Consider the following 19,304-nt stretch of genomic DNA (forward strand, 5'->3'; position numbering starts at 1 on the left):
TAATAAATCTGACAGGAGGGCACTATGAAAAAGCCAAAATTTTTGACCGGCGAAGAAGCCGCAGCCATGATAAAAGATGACAGTACCATTGCTACAATTGGTATGACACTGGTTTCTGCATCAGAAACCATTCTGAAAGCTGTTGAGAAACGTTTTCTTGAGACAGGAAGTCCCAATCACCTGACACTGGTTCATTCCTGTGGACAGAGTGACCGCGACAGAGGTATTCAGCACTTCTCGCATGAGGGAATGCTGTACCGCATCATCGGCGGGCACTGGGGTCTGCAGCCACGTATGATGAAGCTTATCGCAGAAAACAAAATTCTTGCGTACTGTATTCCTCAGGGACAATTCGCTCAGCTGTACCGAAGTATGGCAGGCGGCGAGCCCGGAAAAATCACCAAGGTAGGTCTTGGAACTTTTATTGATCCACGTATTGACGGTGGAAAGATGAATGCTATCACAAAAGATGCCCCGGATATTGTTGACGTTGTCACGATTGACGGTGAAGAGTACATGCGTTATAAACCGATTCCGCTCGACTACTGCATTATCCGAGGAACCTATGTGGATGAAATGGGTAATCTCACAACAGATGAAGAAGCAATGCAGCTGGAAGTATTTTCCGCAGTTATGGCCTGCAAGAAATTTGGCGGCAAGGTTATCGCTCAGGCGAAATACAAAGTAAAAGCAGGTTCACTCCACTGCAAGCGTGTTACTGTTCCGGGAATTTTTATCGATGCAGTTGTTATGTGTCCGAATCCTGAAGAAGATCACCGCCAGACTCACAGCTTCGCTTTTGATCCTGCTTACTGCGGTGATATCAAGGTTCCGGTTTCTGAATCTGATGTGCTTCCACTGAATCTTCGTAAAGTTATCGGACGCCGTGCCCTGATGGAACTTCATGTAGATGATGTTTTGAATGTCGGAACCGGTATTCCAAACGATGTGGTAGGACCGATTATTTCAGAAGAAGGTGTCGGTGATGACGTTACTGTTACTGTAGAATCCGGTATTTATGGTGGTATTCCTATGGGTGGAGTTGATTTTGGTATCGCCAAAAACAACTTTGCATTATTAAGGCACGATGACCAGTTTGACTATTACAACGGTGCTGGTGTAGATGTAACCTACATGGGCGCAGGCGAAATTGATCCTGACGGAAATGTTAACGCAACAAAACTTGGCCCGAATCCTACAGGCGCCGGTGGTTTTATTGATATCACAACAAATGCCAAACATGTTGTCTTCTGCTCTTCCTTCACAGGAAAAGGACTCGACTGCTCTTTTGAAGACGGACGTCTCCACATTAACAAAGAAGGCAGCCTCATCAAATTTGTAAATAAAGTACAGCAGATTTCCTACAACGGAAAGATTGCAAGAGAAAAACGGCAGAAAATGCATTACGTTACAGAGCGAGCTGTATTTGAACTCCGTCCGGAGGGACTTGTGCTTACAGAAATTGCACCTGGAATCGATCTTCAGACTCAGATTCTTGACCTGATGGAATTCAAACCGGTCATAAGCGAAAATCTGAAAGAAATGAATCCGGCGATCTTCTCAGAAGCAGTTCCATACGGACTGAAAGACATCATTCGTAACCATTAAAAATTAAATATAAACAATTATTCATTATTCAAGGAGGATTATCATGAGATTAAAAGACAAAGTAGCAATCGTAACCGGTTCCGGACGTGGCCTTGGAAAAGGAATCGCAATGAAACTTGCTGAAGAAGGCGCCAAAGTAGTTATCGCAGACATGGCTGCAGCAGATGATACAGTTGCTGAGATCGTGGCAAAAGGCGGCACTGCTTCTGCTTTCGCAGTAAATGTTTCCAAACAGGAAGAAGTACAGGCTCTGATAAAATACGCCATCGACACATACGGAACTCTGGATATCATGGTAAACAACGCAGGTATCAACCGTGACGGTATGCTCCACAAAATGCCTGTAGAAAACTGGCAGATGGTTATTGACGTTGACCTGACCGGTGTATTCTATGGTACACAGGAAGCGTTGAAGCATATGCGTGCACAGGGAAGCGGACGTATCATTAATATCTCTTCCGGAAGCTGGCTCGGAAATATCGGTCAGGCTAACTATGCTGCTGCAAAAGCAGGTGTTGTAGGTCTTACAAAAACTGCCGCACGTGAAAGCGCACGCAAAGGCATCACATGCAATGTTATCTGCCCTGGCTTCATCGAAACAGATATGACTCTTAAACTGAAAGAAGTAAATGACGGCGCTGCATGGGACAGCATGATGCAGAGAATTCCTATGGGATATGCAGGTAAACCTTCTGATGTCGGAAACATGGTTGCTTTCCTTGCATCTGACGAAGCTGCTTATATCACTTCCGAAGTTATCAACGTTGGCGGCGGAATGATCGTTTAATAAAACTGATTCAGACTGAATTTTATCACAGATATGGAGGAAAAAGAGTAATGAAAGATGTAGTAATTGTAAGTGGTGTACGTCTCCCTGTAGGAAGTTACGGTGGAAGCCTGAAAGGTTTTTCTGCTATTGACATGGGTGCTATGGTTGTAAAAGAAGCTGTTAACCGTGCAGGAATCCAGCCCGCAGACGTTGATGAAGTTATTATCGGACAGGTTGGACAGATTGCAGAAAACGGATTTGTAGCAAGAGCGATCAGCCTGAAAGCCGGCATGCCCAAAGAAACAACCGCTTATTCTGTAAACAGACAGTGTGGTTCTTCCTTACAGTCCATTGCTGACGCTGTTATGGAAATCCAGACAGGACAGGCTGATGTAGTAGTTGCCGGAGGTGCAGAAAATATTTCTCAGCTTCCGTATTATGTAAAAGATGCCCGCTGGGGTGCACGTATGGGACACAAAGTATTCGAGGATGGAGTCATCGATATCCTGACCTGGCCATTGGATGGAAACCATAACGGTGTAACTGCAGAAAACGTGGCAGCAAAATACAACGTAACAAGAGAAGAGCAGGACGAATTTGCTCTGGAAAGTCATCAGCATGCCGTAGCAGCTATCAAAGCAGGAAAATTTAAAGATGAAATTCTCCCTGTTGAATTAAAAGACCGCAAAGGTAATGTAACTGTTTTTGACACAGATGAAGGTCCAAGAGAAGGCCAGACCCTTGAAAAGCTGGCAAAACTCCGTCCTTGCTTCGTAAAAGGCGGAACTGTTACCGCCGGCAACTCTTCCAGCCTCAACGATGGTGCTGCTGCAGTTGTTATTATGTCTGCAGACAAAGCCAAAGAACTTGGTGTTACACCAAAACTGAAAATCGTTGATTTCGCAGTTGCTGGTTTTGACGCTGAACTGATGGGCTACTCTCCGAAATTCTCCAGTGAAAAACTGGCCAAGAAACTTGGTCTTGACCTGAAAGATATCGACATGTTCGAGATCAACGAAGCATTTGCCAGCCAGGCTTATGCTGTAAGAAGAGACCTTGGTCTTGATAAAGACAAAGTCAACATCTACGGCGGCGGCATCTCCATCGGACATCCAATCGGTGCAACAGGCTGCGTCCTTACCGTAAAAGTTCTCTATGAATTAATGAGAACCGACAAGAAAGATGCAATGATCAGCATGTGCATTGGCGGTGGACAGGGTATTTCCATGTATTTCACCAAATGCTGATATTAACTGATCTCCCTTTTTTTACTACAGATAAATTCCTATAATGAATGGGCTGTCGGGATTTACCGACAGCTCATTTTTACCTGCGATTCTTCCGACTTGCCCGGTTTCTGGCTCCTCGCCATCGAAGACCATCTGATTCAGGATTTCCACCGCAATCATGGCATTGATTTCGTTATCCTCTGCCATCAAAATACAGCGGTTATTAAATATCTGACCAAAAAGTTTTCTTGCCAGTCAAAAATTTATCTTCTATAATATTTTTAATGATAAATCCCGCCAGTTTTTGTCAGATTGCCAAACCTTCCCGGGCTTTTCGTCAATCTGTCAAGAAACCTCCGAAATCTTTGTAAGATTCAACTCTGGATTCCTCCGGGAAATTCCAGTATACTGATAACAGTTCAAAACACGAGCAAAACTTACTTAATATTTTGGAGGGAATTTACAATGGCAAGTTTATCTTTACAGCACATTAATAAGACATATCCAAACGGTTTCGAAGCCGTTAAAGACTTCAACCTTGAAATCGAAGACAAAGAATTCATCATTTTCGTAGGACCTTCCGGATGTGGTAAATCTACTACACTTCGTATGGTAGCCGGACTGGAAGAGATCACCAGCGGTACCTTAAAGATCGGTGACAAAGTTATGAACGATGTAGAGCCGAAAGACCGTGATATCGCAATGGTATTCCAGAACTACGCTCTGTATCCTCATATGACCGTATATGATAACATGGCATTTGGACTGAAACTTCGTAAAGTTCCGAAAGACGAGATCGACAAAGCAGTTCGTGAAGCTGCAAGAATCCTTGACCTTGAGAAACTTCTTGACCGTAAACCGAAGGCTCTTTCCGGTGGACAGAGACAGCGTGTTGCTATGGGACGTGCAATCGTTCGTAATCCTAAGGTATTCCTTATGGATGAGCCTCTCTCCAACCTGGATGCAAAACTTCGTGTACAGATGCGTATCGAGATTTCCAAAATCCACCAGAGACTGGGTGCTACTATCATCTACGTAACACATGACCAGACAGAGGCTATGACTCTTGGTACCAGAATCGTTGTTATGAAAGACGGTGTTGTTCAGCAGGTTGATACACCTCAGAATCTCTATCAGAAACCGGGCAACCTCTTCGTTGCAGGATTCATGGGATCTCCGCAGATGAACTTCCTTGATGCCCAGATCAAAGAAAAAGGTTCCGACATTGTTGCAGTTATCGGAAGTGATGAACTCGTTATTCCGGCAGCTAAAGCTAAAGCACTCAAAGATGGCGGTTATGTAGGAAAGACCGTTGTTATGGGTATCCGTCCGGAAGACGTTGCAGATACACCGAACGGCTCCATGTCTTCTACCGTTAAGGTTTACGAGCTTCTTGGTGCAGAAGTATTCCTGTACTTCGATGTAAACGGCACACAGATCACAGCTCGTGTTGATCCGGCTACAAAAGCAAAAACAGGTGATCCGGTTAAATTCGATTTCAACATGGAAAAAACACATTTCTTTGATAAAGATACAGAACTGGTTATCACTAACTAAGATTCAATCAGAATATCAGACCCGGGGCAGTTTACCCCGGGTCCTTTTTTTCAGAAAGGATGATTTGATTTCATGTCCGTACAACGCACACTTCAAAAATATATGGATGACTGGAAACGCATCAGTCATCTCGACTTCTGCCTGCTTCTGGAGGACAATTCCGTTTTCGTTGAGACCTGCGAAAAAAGACTTCCATCCACGGCAAAACTTGATAAATTCCGCCAGAGCACCGCACTCTGTCTGGCCAATACAACATACTGTCTGTACAAAGTTACCGAAAAGAGTGATGTTCCCTATCTTCTCGTCGTATGGGGAAGCGATGCTTCTGTCTCAACGATCGGTGAACTGGCTGTCTGCCAGATTCAAAGCATTCTGGAAGGTTTTTCCGAAAAAAATGACAAGAACTCTTTTATGCAGAAACTGCTTCTGGGAAACTATACAGAAGTAGAGGCTTTTAACCGTGCGCGCAAACTGCACATTTCCACCACTGCACGCAGGGCAGTCTTCCTCGTCGCAACCAGACAGTCACAGGATGAACATGCCCTGGCAACGATCAAGAATATCTTTTCTGCACGCACGCACGATTTTATCACTGCGATCGATGACAGCGGCATCATCATTATTCGTGAACTTTCTTCTACGGAAACTTATGAGGATCTCGAAGATACCGCTCATATGCTGGTTGATATGCTCGGCGCAGAGGCCATGACACAGGCATGGGTTGCCTGCAGCAATACCGCTGATGATCTTAGAGAGCTTTCCAATGCATATAAAGAAGCACGTACTGCACTCGAGATCGGTAAGATCTTTTATGCCGAACGTGCTGTATTCGAATATCGTACCCTTGGTATCGGGCGTCTGATCTACCAGCTCCCTGTCTCCATCTGCGAGATGTTCATCGAAGAAATCTTCGGCGATGAGTCGCTGGATTCCATCGACGGTGAGACGCTGGCGATCATTCGTACTTTCTTTGAAAACAACCTGAATCTCTCCGAAACATCCAGACAGCTCTATGTACATCGCAATACGCTTGTCTACCGTTTCGAAAAGATCCAGAAAAAATTTGGTCTTGACCTCCGTACTTTCGAAGATGCCATGACCTTCAAACTGGCTATGCTTGTTGTCGGTTATCTGAAATCAAAATCACTTCAATAACATCAGATGCTCCGGCGGAAGATACAGATATGGCGGCAGATTTTTTTCATGTGGATCCCGGAAGTTTTCTTTCGGGCGCATCCACCAGAGGGCTGCTCCTTCTTCCATCCCCGGATTCCTGACCAGATACTGATGTTCAAATGTTGTTTCCACATATTCCGCCGCCTCGAAAGCAATGCAGTTTTTACCTGCTTCCTGTGCCGGCCGGATCCAGTGTCCGCGGATGGCAACATGCGTCATATCTGATTCCACCTTCTGTGCAGTATGAAGTGATACACCCCAGTCAAGTGCAAACACTTCATAATCTCCCATTCTCTCAATTCTTGAACTGTTTTTGCAGCCGGTCAGTCTGGATGCTTCCAGAAGCTGTGGCTGTTCAAATAAATCTCTTGTATTTCCGAAAATCAGTGTCTTTCCTTCTTTCAGAAGCATCAATTCATTACAAAAGCGAAATGCCTCATCTCTGCTGTGCGTTACCATCAGCATATCGCCCTGATACTGTTTCAGAAATTCCTGCATATCTTTCTGTAAAACATCCTTCAAATATCCATCCAATGCCGAAAATGGCTCATCCAAAAGGATCGCTTCCGGTTCTCCGATCATCATTCGGGCCAGTGCCACTCGCTGCTGCTGACCACCGGAAAGCTGTGCCGGATAACGGTTCTCCAGCCCATCAAGCTGATATCTCTTCAGATAGTCACGTACCTTTTCTTCTTTTTGTGATTTTTCTCCACGATAGCCGCAGAGAATATTGTCTTTGACCGTCATTGTCGGAAACAGTGCATAATTCTGAAAAAGATAACCGATCCTGCGTTCCTGCGGTTTCAGATTGATTTTCTTTTCGGAGTCAAACACGGTTCTTCCATTGATTACAATTTTTCCCTTATCCGGAGTTTCGATCCCGGCAACGCAGCGAAGCGTCATGCTCTTTCCGCTGCCGGATGCTCCTAAGATTCCGGTTGCCGAAGTAGTGCTCTCAAATGCGGTCTTAAGAGAAAATCCTTTGAAATTTTTTTCTATATTTACCTGTAATGACATCAGATCCACCTTCTGCTCTTCATGCCTCTGCCTGAGACAATATTTATCAGTGCCACGATCACAAACGAGATCAAAACGATCACCACAACCCAGAAACCTGCCACATCATAATTTCCTGCGGCAGTTTCCGCTGCAATCGCAACAGATACAGTCCTTGTCTTACCAAGAATATTTCCCGCCAGCATGGAAGTTGCTCCGTATTCGCCGATTGCCCTTGCAAATGCAAGTACGGTACCGGATGCGATACCCGGTGCTGCTGCCGGAACGATGACCTTCCAGAAAATCCTGCGGTCACTCATGCCAAGTGTCTGTCCTGCATAGATAAGGTTTGCGTCCACCTGCTCAAACGCAGCGCGTGCGTTGCGGTACATCAGCGGAAAAGCAATGACTGCCGCAGCGATCACGCATCCTTTCCATGTCTGAACAACCTTGAAGTCAAAACTCTCCAGCAAAAATTTGCCGAATGGTCTGCGCAGACTAAAGATCAGCAACAGAAAAAATCCTGCTACTGTCGGCGGAAGGACAAGCGGCATCGTAAGAATACCATCAAGAACCGCTCTTGATACCGGTTTCAGTTTCATGATCTTTCTTGCACAGAAAATCCCGAGAAAAAAGGCAATGACCGTCGCCACAAAACCGGTTTTTAAAGAAATCCACAGTGGACTCCAGTTAATTTCCTGTATAAATTCCATCATTCTTTCTAATTCCCCTGTATGCACAAAAAGGAGCTGACATATCTGTCGCCCCTTTTGTATGTAATTTTTGATTATTTTGTTTCTTCTGCTGCTTCTTTCTCATCATCTGCTTTGTACTGTGCAAATCCATATTCTTCGAATACTTTCATTGCATCATCTGTCTGAAGATATTCTAAGAAAGCTTTTGCTGCTGCAGCTTCGGAATCAGATGCTTCAGAATCAATTGTGAGCCCTGCCGGATAAAGAACCGGTGTTTCCAGAGAACCAGCCGGAGCTTCTGCGATAATGTCTACTTTGTCAGCAACGGAAGCTGCATCTGTTGCATAAACAATACCGATTTCGTTACTTCCCTCACTTACAGATGCAAGCACCTCTGTAACGTTCTTTCCTTCGTTGATCTCCATCTTGTTGACATCGTCTTCAATACCAAGATTCTTAAAGATTTCACGGGAGTACTGTCCAACCGGAACATCTTCGCCTGCAAGAGCAATGTTCTCTGCATCTGTGATGTTTTCGAATCCTGTAACTTTTGTCTCGCCATCCTTTGGTTTGATCAGAACGACTTTGTTTTCAAGAAGATCTACAACCGAATTTTTTTCTGCAAGTTTTTCATCTACAAGCGCATCCATCTGTTTGGTAGCTGCGGAGAAAAAGATGTCACATCTGGAGCCTTCCTCAATCTGTGTCTGAAGTGTTCCCGAGCTGTCTGCATTAAAAAGAATATTTACATCCGGATATTTCTTATTGAAATCCTTCTGGATATCTTCCATTGCATTGCTTAAGCTTGCTGCGATAAATACATAAAGATCACCACTTGCATCCTCTGCGACTGCTGCCTGTACGCTGCCTGCACTCATACCTGCCGCCATAGCACCTGCCAGCATGATCGTCAGAATTTTTTTCTTCATGATAAATCTCCCCTCTTTTCTGTACTCTTTCCAGTAATTTCATTACTGCGTTGATAATATTTTAACGGTACAGAAAATTTCTGTCAATTTATCCGACTTATTTTGCAATAGAACTTACCAATAAATCTTAAAGAAATTTTTATAGATTAATAATCCCAGTCGCCGCCCTCTTCATCGGTGTCATAACCTTCGTCTACATAATCATCGTAGGAAGAACCGTCAGAGCTTCCATCATCATAGGAGGAATCGTCATAACTGCCATCATCGTAATTACTGTCGTCATAGCTGCCGTCATCGTAGCTTCCGTCATCAGAACTGTCATCAGAACTGTCATCAGAACTGTCATAGCTGCTGTCGTCATAACTGTCATCATAGCTGCTGTCATCATAACTTGTATCCTCAGAACTATCGTCAGAGGAAGATGTCTGCTGTGAATTTTCCTTTGTATCTTTTTCTTTCTTTTCAGAAAGACTCATATAACGAAGATATGCAACGGAACTCTCTTCGTCGTAAGCAAGAGAAGCTTTTTCCATATCGCCAAGGTTTACACTGTAGATCTGGTATGCATCACCGGATGCAGTCACAATCTTCATATCATACAGAGCAGATGCACCGGAAGTATCTGTTGTTGAATCTGTGCTTTCTTCACTACTGTCTGATGCTGAAGAAGAATCTGCTGTGTAATACATCTGCACCTGTTCTGCCGCCTTTACAGAAGATTCTGACGGAATCAGGTTTTTGCCCCAGTCTTCTCCGCCGGATGTCATCAGATAGATTTCTCTGATATCGTTCTGAAGACTGTTGGTCAGGTAGATATATTTTGCCTGAGATGTTTTTACACCAATTACCTTCGGTGCCGGTGTAGAGGTCGGTACCGGTGTAACTGTTACCGGAACTTCGGTAGGTGTCGGAGTTGCTGCCGGTGTCGGAGTTACCTCAACGACACTTCCCTTTGATCCGCATCCTGCAAGTGCAAGAATCATTGTCATGCCAAGAACGGCGATGATATGTTTTGCTTTCATTATTTCCATCCTTTCCGGTCCCTGCGAGACCGTTGATACATTTTCTTGTTTATAAAATCACAGACATTATCCCACGTAATCCGCAAAAAGTCAAATTTCCAGCTTATCAGAGGAATTTTCTGCCCGCAAAATAACCCAGTACAAGGATACCAAGGACAATTCGATACCAGCCGAATGCTTTGAAGTCATGTTTCTTAATGTAACCCATCAGGAATTTGATTGCGATAATGGATACAAAAAATGCAACAACGACGCCTGTCACCAGTGTCAAAATCTCTGACGGTGTAAATGCGAAACCAAATTTTACAAGTTTCAGAAGGCTTGCGCCAAACATGACCGGAATCGCCAGGAAAAAGGTAAACTCTGCTGCTACTGTTCTTGAAGTCCCCACGAGGATTCCTCCGATAATCGTAGAACCGGATCGTGATGTTCCGGGAATAACAGAAAGTACCTGAAAGATACCAATCTTGAATGCAGTACCGAAGCTTAACTCTTCAAGGGATGTACATACCGGTTTTCTTCTTTTATTGTAGTTCTCTACCAGAATGAAGATTACACCGTATACGATCAGGGCAATCGCAACTACTACATAATTATTGAATTTTTCTTCGATAATATCATTAAACGGAAGCGCGATCACGATTGTCGGGATACATGCTACAAGAATCTTGAACCACAGAATCCATTTATCCTTGTCACAAAATTTTTCGACAAATGTCAGTGCCATACGGGATACCGGATTCATACGGTTAAGTTCTTTACGTTTTTTCGGTGAAATCTCCCTTATGTAAAATGGCCACAATTTGCTCCAGTACAAAACAACAACCGCAAGAATCGCGCCAAGCTGGATCACCACAAGGAAAAACTCCTTAAATTCCGGTGTCATTTCCATCTTGATAAATTCATCGACAAGAATCATATGTCCGGTACTGCTGATTGGAAGCCATTCCGTAATACCCTCGACGATTCCGAGTATCACAACTTTTATAAATTCCAGAACACTCATTTTTCTTTCCTTTCTCTGTCTTATTTTTTCATTACAATACCTACGAATTGTTTCCTTCCACAATTCATACTTTATCAGTATATTACAGTTTTCATGGTTCGTAAACCTCTCCACGGGTTTTCGTTCAAAGTTAAAGTTTTGTTTAGATTTTTCCTGTAATATCTGTGATTTTTTCTAAGCAAAAACCGGAGAAACAGTTTCGTCTCTCCGGTCGTAAAGTTACTTTTATTCTTTTATCTGTCTGCGATCGTTGCAATATCAATCAGTGTCAGGTTGTGAAGGTCTGTGTTCTCAAGGCTGGTTACAAGTGCTTCTGCTGTATCCAGACTGGTAAGAACATTGACACCTGTCTCGATCGCATTTCGGCGGATCACGAAACCATCTTTCTGATGTTCCACACCCTGCGGCGGTGTATCAATAACAACGTCGATCTTATGTCCGAGGATGAGATCCATAAGGTTTGGTGCCGGCTGCTCCAGTTTATTTGTACGGATTGCTTTGATTCCGTTTTCTTTGAGAACTCTTGCAGTTCCTCTTGTTGCATAAATACGGTATCCGAGAGCCTCAAAACGTCTTGCGATCGGAACAACTTCCTGCTGATCTTCATCCTTGACAGTAATGATCATGTTTTTGTATTTCGGAAGTTTGATTCCGGCACCAATGAAAGCTTTATAAAGAGCCTCATTGAAAGTCTCTGCAATACCAAGGCATTCACCGGTGGATTTCATTTCCGGTCCAAGGCTGATATCTGCACCGCGGATCTTCTCGAAGGAGAATACCGGCATCTTGATTGCGATATGTTTTGCCTCCGGCTGAAGTCCAGGTTCATATCCCATATCTTTCAGTTTATATCCGAGAATAACCTTTGTTGCCAGCGGCACGATCGGAATTCCTGTTACCTTGCTGATGTACGGTACGGTACGGCTGGAACGTGGGTTTACTTCGATAACATATACTTCTTCACCGCATACGATGAACTGAATATTGATCATACCGATTACATGAAGTGCTTTTGCCAGACGACGTGTATATTCCGCAATCGTATCTTTGGCTTTCTTACTGATCGTCTGTGCCGGATATACGGAAATACTGTCTCCGGAATGGATACCTGCACGCTCGATATGCTCCATGATACCAGGAATCAGAATGTCATTACCGTCACATACAGCATCGACCTCGATTTCTTTACCCATCAGGTATTTATCAACAAGGATCGGATGTTCCTGTGCAATCTGGTTGATGATTCCGATATATTCTTCTACATCCTCATCGCTGACCGCAATACGCATACCCTGTCCGCCAAGAACGTAGGAAGGACGTACAAGTACCGGATATCCAAGCTCGCTGGCTGCTTTTTTTGCTTCTTCGGCAGTAAATACGGTATGTCCCTTCGGTCTCGGAATCTGGCACTGCTCAAGAATTTCATCGAACAACTCACGGTCTTCGGCCGCATCTACATCTTCTGCAGATGTTCCAAGGATTTTTACTCCCATTTTCATGAGTGCTTCGGTAAGTTTGATTGCAGTCTGTCCACCGAACTGTACGACTGCACCATCCGGTTTCTCAATATTTACGATGTTTTCCACATCTTCCGGTGTCAGTGGCTCGAAATACAGTTTGTCCGCGATATCGAAGTCGGTGCTGACAGTTTCCGGGTTGTTGTTTACGATAATTGTTTCGTAGCCTTCTTTTTTGAATGCCCAGGTACAATGTACGGAGCAAAAGTCGAATTCGATACCCTGTCCGATACGGATCGGTCCGGAACCAAGAACAAGGACTTTCTTCTTATCATGAGCAGCTACTGCTTCGTTTTCCGTATCCGGTCCGCCATATACAGAGTAATAATATGGTGTTGCGGCAGCAAACTCAGCTGCACAGGTATCTACCATCTTGTAAGCGGCTGTGATCTTGTATCCCTGACGAAGTGCCTTGATATCGGCTTCTGTTCTTCCACAGAGGTTTGCGATCACGTAATCCGGAAATTCCATGCGTTTTGCTTCCAGAAGAAGTTCCTCTGTAAGCGGCTGAGTTTTAAGTGCCTGTTCCATCTCTACAAGGATTGCAATCTTGTCGATAAACCAGCGGTCGATCTTTGTGATTCTGTGAATGTATTCTTTGGAAATATCTCTTCGGATTGCTTCTGCGATCTTCCAGATACGACGGTCGTCTACAACTGCCAGTTCTTCAATCAGCTCACTTTCATCAAGATCTGTAAAGTCATAGGACATAAGGCTGTCTACATGCTGTTCCAGAGAACGGATAGCTTTCATGAGCGCGCCCTCGAAGTTGTGACAGATACTCATAACTTCACCGGTTGCTTTCATCTGAGTTGTCAGGGTTCTCTTTGCAGTGATAAATTTATCGAATGGAAGTCTCGGAATCTTAACTACACAGTAATCAAGCATCGGCTCAAAACTTGCATATGTTTTTCCTGTAATAGCATTCGGGATTTCATCCAGTGTATAACCCAGAGCGATCTTTGCAGCAACTTTGGCGATCGGATAACCGGTAGCCTTACTTGCCAGTGCGGAAGATCGGCTTACACGTGGATTTACCTCGATAACACAATATTCAAAGCTCTCCGGATGAAGAGCATACTGTACATTACATCCACCTGTGATTCCAAGCTCTGTAATAATGTTCAGTGCGGAAGTACGAAGCATCTGGTATTCTTTGTCACCCAGTGTCTGGGATGGGGCAACTACGATAGAATCACCGGTATGTACACCAACCGGGTCAATGTTTTCCATGTTGCAGACTGTGATACAGTTGCCTGCACTGTCACGCATAACTTCGTATTCGATTTCTTTCCATCCTGCGATGCAGCGCTCTACCAGAACTTCTCCTACTCGTGAAAGACGGAGACCGTTTTCGAGGATTTCTCTGAGTTCGAATTCATTGTTTGCGATACCGCCGCCACTTCCGCCGAGTGTGTAAGCAGGACGGAGAACGACCGGATAACCGATGGTTCTGGTGAATGCCACACCATCTTCTACAGTTGTTACGACTTTTGATGCCGCAACCGGTTCACCAATCTTTTCCATGGTATCTTTAAATTCCTGACGGTCTTCTGCTTTTTTGATGGTTTCTGCAGTGGTACCGATCAGGCGTACGTTGTGTTCTTTAAGAAAGCCTTTTTCTTCCAGTTCCATAGCAAGATTCAGACCCGCCTGTCCGCCAAGAGTCGGAAGTACGCTGTCCGGCTGTTCTTTCAGGATGAGCTGTTCTACAACCTCTACTGTCAGAGGCTCAATGTAAACCTTATCTGCAATGTCTTTATCTGTCATGATCGTCGCAGGGTTGGAATTCAGAAGAACTACTTCCATGCCTTCTTCTTTCAGAGAACGGCATGCCTGTGTACCTGCGTAGTCAAACTCTGCCGCCTGACCGATGATAATCGGACCGGAACCAATTACAAGAACTTTATGTATATCTTTATTTCTCGGCATGATCTGTTCCTCCCATCATTTTCATAAATCTGTCAAACAGGTAGCTGGAATCCTGCGGTCCCGGGCATGCTTCCGGATGGAACTGAACGGTAAAGATGTTCTTTCCTTCGTAAGCCATTCCTTCATTTGTACCATCGTTTACGTTGATAAATGCAGGTTTGGCAATGCCCTTTTTCTCGAGGGCTTCTGCATCTACCACATAGCCATGGTTCTGTGAAGAAATGTAAACGCGTCCTGTTTCAAGGTCTTTTACCGGATGGTTACCACCACGGTGTCCGTATTTCATCTTATGTGTATCTCCGCCTGTTGCAAGAGCCATAAGCTGATGTCCGAGACAGATTGCAAAAATCGGTACATCAGATTCGTAAAGTTTACGGATTTCTTCTATAATAGTGGTACATTCTTTCGGGTCTCCCGGGCCATTACTCAGCATGATTCCGTCCGGAGCATCTTTCAGGATCTCTTCTGCCGGTGTCAGTGCCGGATAGATTGTCACCTGGCATCCTCTTTCGTTCAGGGAACGGGCGATATTGCGTTTTGCGCCAAAGTCCATGAGTGCTACTTTAGGTCCGTTACCTTTGAGTACTTCTTTTTCTTTGCAGGTAACTTTTTCAACTACTTTTCCTGTTGTATATGCTTTTAAGCGGGGGATTATTTCGTCTAAATCATAATTTTCATTGACAGTGATCATACCATTCATGGTACCTTTTTCACGAAGAATTTTGGTGAGAGCACGGGTATCAATACCGGCAATACCCGGAATATCATGTTTTTCAAGAAAATGCTGAATTGTGTCCACGCTTCTGAAGTTGCTTGGAACACGTGATAATTCACGAACGATAAAACCATCAATCCATGGTTTTCTGGATTCCTGGTCCTCATAACAAATACCATAGTTACCAATTAGAGGGTAGGTCATGCAAACGGCCTGTCCTGCATACGACGGGTCAGTCATTACTTCAAGATATCCGGTCATGGATGTGTTAAAAACGATTTCACTGATGACTTCTCTTGTCGAACCGATGCTTGTTCCTTTAAATACATGGCCATCTTCTAATATCAGAAATGCTTTCATATAATCTCCCTTTCTCTTGTTTTATCCTAAATCTTCAAAATTGTATCACAAGAGTTTTTGTTTTTCAACAGGTTAAAGCACTAAAAATAATTAAGTTGTTCAAAAAAACTTTGTTCTGGTGATTGATTGAGTAAATTGTTGCTTTTGCAAGTATTATTAAAAAAATTTAATTTTTTTTATTTTTTCTATTGACATTTAGGTTTTGTTGCGTTATTATAAACAGGCAGTCGACGAGAGCGACTGATTCATAATGAAATGCAGGAGTGGCGGAATTGGCAGACGCGCAGGCTTCAGGTGCCTGTGGTCGCAAGATCGTGTGGGTTCAAGTCCCATCTCCTGCATTCTTTTTTTATTTCGGGAAATCTTCTTATTTACTGAGGATTTCCCGATTTCTATTGTCTTGAAATGGTATAATTTTGTGGTCACTCGTGGTCACTTTTTTGTAGCACTGATCTTGAACTGATTTCTCGTTTGTTTTCTTTGTATTAAAATCCAACGCACTCTCAATTTGTCTGTTCGTCGCTTCTTCACCAAATCGATTGTAACAATAACACGCATATGTTGTTCTTACGTCTGCATGTCCAACTTGTTTTCTTATTTCATTGATATTCACTCCACCATCTATCAACGCAGAAACATATGTCTTTCGAGCTTTATGAATACTTTTATGTTTAATCGAAACAGCAGACAAGCACCTGTCTAATTGATAAACAACTGCTCTCGCTTTTATTCTCTCTCCATTTTTCACAAATAAGAATTCCTGCTGTGATTCTCCATTGATCTCATTAGCATTCTGAATCCTTTTTATGATTTCTTTTGCTTCTGGAACAAGATATACATATCTGTCTCCTGCATCAGATTTCGTATAACCCACAACCTTATGTGCTGAAAGATGATACTCTCCATCATCCCGGAAAGCATATTCCTTTGTTTCCTGACAATGTACGTGTAATTGTGACCTTTCCAAATCAATGTCCTTATACCGTAAAGCTACGAGTTCTGCTTTTGTCAATATAAGTCTAAAAAAAATTTGCTTTTAATTGGCAGTGGACAGGGTATTTCCATGTATTTCACCAAATGTTGATATTAAAAGCTAACATTAACTAATCTCCCTTTTTTACCACAGATAAATTCCTATAATGAAAGGCAGAAATCGCATGCGATTTCTGCCTTTTGCATTCTCAATATCCTTCTCTTCGACGTTCTTTACGTAATGCATAACGCTTTTCTCCGCCAATCCATTCTGCTTTTTCAGCCTCAGTCTCCACAATTAATTTCGGCACTTCCACTTTATTATCATTTTCATCCAGCGCAACCATGACTTCATACGCACGATTGATGATTTTGCGTGTTCCATCAGCAGCTTCTACGTAAGTATCGATTCTGACTTCCATAGATGTTTTTCCCACATAAGTCATCTTTCCAATTAATACAACGACATCTCCAAGATAAGCTCCTGCTTTAAAATTTAGATTATCTACGCAGGCAGTTGTAACAATAGTACCTGCATGGCGACGGGCTACAATTCCTGCCATTTCATCAATCCACTGCATCAGCACTCCTCCAAAAAGGCGTCCGTAACAGTTAATATGTTTTTTCATGATCAAATATGTATTTTCTGTTCGAGACTCTTCCACTCGCTTCATTTTACCCATTCAAACGCCATCACTTTCTGCATAGACTGATAATCCTACTTCTTCATGCCTTATTAATACACAGGTGAAATTATTTCTGCTCTTTGCATAATATGATTCCACCTGCTTAATTTACCGAAAACCTCAACTAATGCAGGTCAGTTTTTATCATTTACCTAAATACCCTCCATCGACTGGAATGACCGCCCCAGAAATATACGCTGATGCATCAGAAGCCAAAAATACAGCCAGCCCTTTCAGATCTTCGCCAGTTCCCCATCTGCCGGCGGGAATCCTGGAAGTTATTTCCTGATACTGTTTCGGATTCTTTTCTTTCATATCCTGCGTAAGTTTTGTTGCCATATAGCCAGGTGCAATAGCATTTACATTTACACCTGACCTTGCCCATTCATTTGAAAGAGCTTTTGTCAACTGAGCAATTCCTGCTTTTGATGCGGTATATGCCGGAATACGTTCACTACCAAAAAAAGAAGTCATAGAGGCAATGTTGATGATCTTGCCATACTTATGTTCAATCATTACCTTTCCTACCATCTGTGCTAAATAGAACACCGCACTTAGATTAATGGATATTACACGTTCCCATTCCTCAGCCGGAAAATCAACCGCGTCACTGCGAAACTGAACCCCTGCACCATTAACAAGAATATCTATTCTTCCATCAAACAGTTCCATACATTTATTAAATATAGATGTAATTTCCTGTCTGTCTCCGAGATTTCCTGTTACTGCATATACATTTGCACCGTGTACATTCATCTCTTCCGCTGTCTGCACTGCTGATCTGAAACTGCCGACCAGAATAACTTCGGCACCCGAATCATGCAATGCTTCCGCAATACTTCTACATAATCCACGTCCACCACCTGTTACAATGGCTTTTTTACCTGTTAAATCAAGTTTCATTTATCACTCTTTCTGCCTTCTTTTTCTGTATGTAAAATGTCGGATTACTTGCAGAGTTCAAATAGTACTGCCAGGCCCTGTCCGCCACCGATACACAGTGTAGCTATTCCATAACGTTCGTTACGTCTTACCATTTCATTCATAAGCTTGATGGTGATGATACAGCCGGTTGCTCCTATTGGATGGCCCATGGAAATTCCACTGCCATTTACATTTACTTTATTAATATCAAGACCAAGTTCTCTGATGCATGCCAACGTCTGGCTTGCAAATGCTTCATTTAATTCAAACAGGCCTATATCAGCCAGGGTAAGTCCGGTCTTTTTCAAAAGTTTTCTGACTGCCGGCACAGGTCCAATTCCCATATATGCAGGATCTACACCTGCTGCTGCCGCTTCAACTATCCTGACAATCGGTTTCTGACCACGTTTCTCTGCTTCTTCTGCTTTCATCAAAACAACTGCCGCACCACAGTCATTAATTCCTGATGCATTTCCTGCTGTTACTGTTCCATCTTTTTTGAATGCAGGACGGAGTTTTTCGAGTTTTTCAAGAGTTGTATTGTCGCGGATATATTCATCTGTATCAAAGATTTTTGTTTCTTTTTTATTTACTTTGACTTCCAGAGGAATGATCTCATCTTTGAATTTTCCCTCATCCCTTGCCTTCGCTGCACGCTGCTGGCTCAGAAGAGCATATTTATCCTGATCTTCACGGGAAACATGATATCTTTCTGCAACATTTTCTGCTGTAATTCCCATATGATCTCTTGTAATAGGATCTGACAAAGCTGTAACCAGTCCGTCTTCTACTTCACCATGTCCCATACGATATCCTGTCCGCATCTTACGGATATAATATGGAATATTATTCATACTTTCACCGCCGCCTGCAACTGCGATTTCACAGAATCCCTCGTCGATCTCCATTGCCGCTGTAACGATTGCCTGAAGTCCTGATGAACATAATCTGTTTACGGTAAGTGCTGTAGCTTCATATGGAATTCCTGCTTTAATTGCGCTGACACGCGCCATAAATGCATTTTCAGCAGCCTGTCCGACACAGCCCATAACAACTTCATTTACATCTTCCGGTGCAACCTGGCCCCTTTTCAAAGCTTCTTTAATTGCGATTCCGCCAAGATCTGTAGCTTCCAGATTCTTAAGTGATCCTCCAAAACTGCCAATAGCTGTTCGGGCACCTGAAACGATTACTATATTTTCTTTCATAAT

17 protein-coding genes and 1 tRNA gene are annotated in these 19,304 nt (G+C 43.2%); 6 read left to right on the forward strand and 12 right to left on the reverse strand.

Annotated features, from left to right (window positions below; translation table 11 throughout):
• Positions 1-24 precede the first annotated feature (24 nt).
• Genes H8Z79_RS08430 through H8Z79_RS08440 form a run of 3 tightly spaced genes read left to right on the forward strand, consistent with a single transcriptional unit; the run spans position 25 to position 3,624 of the window.
• The gene (locus tag H8Z79_RS08430; RefSeq protein ID WP_015543360.1) at positions 25-1,608 is read left to right on the forward strand and encodes an acyl CoA:acetate/3-ketoacid CoA transferase; all 1,584 of its coding nucleotides are present in this window, start codon (positions 25-27) and stop codon (positions 1,606-1,608) included.
• Positions 1,609-1,651: 43 nt separating this feature from the next.
• Positions 1,652-2,395, forward strand: a complete 744-nt coding sequence (gene fabG / locus H8Z79_RS08435) for a 3-oxoacyl-ACP reductase FabG (protein WP_015543359.1) — start codon at positions 1,652-1,654, stop codon at positions 2,393-2,395.
• 50 nt (positions 2,396-2,445) lie between these two features.
• On the forward strand, positions 2,446-3,624 hold the full coding sequence (locus tag H8Z79_RS08440; protein ID WP_015543358.1) for a thiolase family protein: 1,179 nt from the start codon (positions 2,446-2,448) through the stop codon (positions 3,622-3,624).
• A 24-nt stretch (positions 3,625-3,648) separates the two neighbouring features.
• Here the strand turns inward: H8Z79_RS08440 and H8Z79_RS08445 are convergent, their stop codons facing one another.
• On the reverse strand, positions 3,649-3,813 hold the full coding sequence (locus H8Z79_RS08445; protein ID WP_182279207.1) for a hypothetical protein: 165 nt from the start codon (positions 3,811-3,813) through the stop codon (positions 3,649-3,651).
• Positions 3,814-4,071: 258 nt separating this feature from the next.
• Between H8Z79_RS08445 and H8Z79_RS08450 the strand changes: the two genes are divergently transcribed.
• Entirely contained in the window at positions 4,072-5,163 is a 1,092-nt protein-coding gene (locus H8Z79_RS08450) for an ABC transporter ATP-binding protein (protein WP_118039127.1), read from the forward strand.
• Between the two features lie 72 nt (positions 5,164-5,235).
• On the forward strand, positions 5,236-6,318 hold the full coding sequence (locus tag H8Z79_RS08455; protein ID WP_118049161.1) for a PucR family transcriptional regulator: 1,083 nt from the start codon (positions 5,236-5,238) through the stop codon (positions 6,316-6,318).
• Here H8Z79_RS08455 and H8Z79_RS08460 read toward each other — a convergent pair.
• The 7 genes from H8Z79_RS08460 to H8Z79_RS08490 form a co-directional block, all read right to left on the reverse strand.
• Positions 6,307-7,356, reverse strand: a complete 1,050-nt coding sequence (locus H8Z79_RS08460) for a sulfate/molybdate ABC transporter ATP-binding protein (protein WP_118039125.1) — start codon at positions 7,354-7,356, stop codon at positions 6,307-6,309. The two genes, H8Z79_RS08455 and H8Z79_RS08460, sit on opposite strands and share 12 nt — an antisense overlap.
• Positions 7,356-8,051, reverse strand: coding sequence for a molybdate ABC transporter permease subunit (modB, locus tag H8Z79_RS08465; RefSeq protein ID WP_118039124.1), 696 nt, complete (start codon positions 8,049-8,051; stop codon positions 7,356-7,358). The genes H8Z79_RS08460 and modB overlap by 1 nt, the downstream gene beginning before the upstream one ends.
• 71 nt (positions 8,052-8,122) lie before the next feature.
• A complete protein-coding gene (gene modA, locus H8Z79_RS08470; protein ID WP_118039123.1) occupies positions 8,123-8,959 on the reverse strand; it encodes a molybdate ABC transporter substrate-binding protein in 837 nt (278 codons plus the stop codon).
• Positions 8,960-9,105: 146 nt separating this feature from the next.
• Entirely contained in the window at positions 9,106-9,981 is an 876-nt protein-coding gene (locus H8Z79_RS08475) for a hypothetical protein (protein ID WP_118039122.1), read from the reverse strand.
• Between the two features lie 106 nt (positions 9,982-10,087).
• Positions 10,088-10,987 (reverse strand): undecaprenyl-diphosphate phosphatase, encoded by a 900-nt coding sequence (locus tag H8Z79_RS08480; protein WP_118039121.1) that lies wholly within the window; start codon positions 10,985-10,987, stop codon positions 10,088-10,090.
• Between the two features lie 233 nt (positions 10,988-11,220).
• The gene (carB, locus tag H8Z79_RS08485; RefSeq protein WP_015543348.1) at positions 11,221-14,436 is read right to left on the reverse strand and encodes a carbamoyl-phosphate synthase large subunit; all 3,216 of its coding nucleotides are present in this window, start codon (positions 14,434-14,436) and stop codon (positions 11,221-11,223) included.
• Positions 14,423-15,511, reverse strand: a complete 1,089-nt coding sequence (locus H8Z79_RS08490; protein WP_015543347.1) for a carbamoyl phosphate synthase small subunit — start codon at positions 15,509-15,511, stop codon at positions 14,423-14,425. Before H8Z79_RS08490 ends, carB begins: the two co-directional genes overlap by 14 nt.
• Positions 15,512-15,768: 257 nt before the next feature.
• Here H8Z79_RS08490 and H8Z79_RS08495 point away from each other — a divergent pair.
• Positions 15,769-15,852 (forward strand) — tRNA-Leu (locus H8Z79_RS08495).
• Between the two features lie 26 nt (positions 15,853-15,878).
• On the opposite strand, the gene H8Z79_RS08500 is transcribed toward H8Z79_RS08495, so the two are convergent.
• From H8Z79_RS08500 to H8Z79_RS08515, 4 genes are all read right to left on the reverse strand, one after another.
• Positions 15,879-16,523, reverse strand: coding sequence for a tyrosine-type recombinase/integrase (locus tag H8Z79_RS08500; RefSeq protein WP_225876949.1), 645 nt, complete (start codon positions 16,521-16,523; stop codon positions 15,879-15,881).
• A 169-nt stretch (positions 16,524-16,692) separates the two neighbouring features.
• Positions 16,693-17,166 (reverse strand): acyl-CoA thioesterase, encoded by a 474-nt coding sequence (locus H8Z79_RS08505; protein WP_015543346.1) that lies wholly within the window; start codon positions 17,164-17,166, stop codon positions 16,693-16,695.
• Between the two features lie 147 nt (positions 17,167-17,313).
• Complete coding sequence (locus tag H8Z79_RS08510) at positions 17,314-18,072, reverse strand: SDR family oxidoreductase (protein ID WP_187002807.1); 759 nt, start codon at positions 18,070-18,072, stop codon at positions 17,314-17,316.
• A gap of 44 nt (positions 18,073-18,116) precedes the next feature.
• Positions 18,117-19,301, reverse strand: a complete 1,185-nt coding sequence (locus H8Z79_RS08515; RefSeq protein WP_015543344.1) for a thiolase family protein — start codon at positions 19,299-19,301, stop codon at positions 18,117-18,119.
• Between the last annotated feature and the right edge of the window lie 3 nt (positions 19,302-19,304).

This window comes from Blautia intestinalis, from assembly GCF_014297355.1.
GTDB classification, from domain to species: domain Bacteria; phylum Bacillota; class Clostridia; order Lachnospirales; family Lachnospiraceae; genus Blautia_A; species Blautia_A intestinalis.

Coding starts and splice junctions, on each gene's coding strand:
- H8Z79_RS08430 (WP_015543360.1), top strand. CDS start 25: ATGAAAAAGCCAAAATTTTTGACCGGCGAAGAAGCCGCAGCCATGATA.
- fabG (WP_015543359.1), top strand. CDS start 1,652: ATGAGATTAAAAGACAAAGTAGCAATCGTAACCGGTTCCGGACGTGGC.
- H8Z79_RS08440 (WP_015543358.1), top strand. CDS start 2,446: ATGAAAGATGTAGTAATTGTAAGTGGTGTACGTCTCCCTGTAGGAAGT.
- H8Z79_RS08445 (WP_182279207.1), bottom strand. CDS start 3,813: ATGGCAGAGGATAACGAAATCAATGCCATGATTGCGGTGGAAATCCTG.
- H8Z79_RS08450 (WP_118039127.1), top strand. CDS start 4,072: ATGGCAAGTTTATCTTTACAGCACATTAATAAGACATATCCAAACGGT.
- H8Z79_RS08455 (WP_118049161.1), top strand. CDS start 5,236: ATGTCCGTACAACGCACACTTCAAAAATATATGGATGACTGGAAACGC.
- H8Z79_RS08460 (WP_118039125.1), bottom strand. CDS start 7,356: ATGTCATTACAGGTAAATATAGAAAAAAATTTCAAAGGATTTTCTCTT.
- modB (WP_118039124.1), bottom strand. CDS start 8,051: ATGATGGAATTTATACAGGAAATTAACTGGAGTCCACTGTGGATTTCT.
- modA (WP_118039123.1), bottom strand. CDS start 8,959: ATGAAGAAAAAAATTCTGACGATCATGCTGGCAGGTGCTATGGCGGCA.
- H8Z79_RS08475 (WP_118039122.1), bottom strand. CDS start 9,981: ATGAAAGCAAAACATATCATCGCCGTTCTTGGCATGACAATGATTCTT.
- H8Z79_RS08480 (WP_118039121.1), bottom strand. CDS start 10,987: ATGAGTGTTCTGGAATTTATAAAAGTTGTGATACTCGGAATCGTCGAG.
- carB (WP_015543348.1), bottom strand. CDS start 14,436: ATGCCGAGAAATAAAGATATACATAAAGTTCTTGTAATTGGTTCCGGT.
- H8Z79_RS08490 (WP_015543347.1), bottom strand. CDS start 15,511: ATGAAAGCATTTCTGATATTAGAAGATGGCCATGTATTTAAAGGAACA.
- H8Z79_RS08505 (WP_015543346.1), bottom strand. CDS start 17,166: ATGGGTAAAATGAAGCGAGTGGAAGAGTCTCGAACAGAAAATACATAT.
- H8Z79_RS08510 (WP_187002807.1), bottom strand. CDS start 18,072: ATGAAACTTGATTTAACAGGTAAAAAAGCCATTGTAACAGGTGGTGGA.
- H8Z79_RS08515 (WP_015543344.1), bottom strand. CDS start 19,301: ATGAAAGAAAATATAGTAATCGTTTCAGGTGCCCGAACAGCTATTGGC.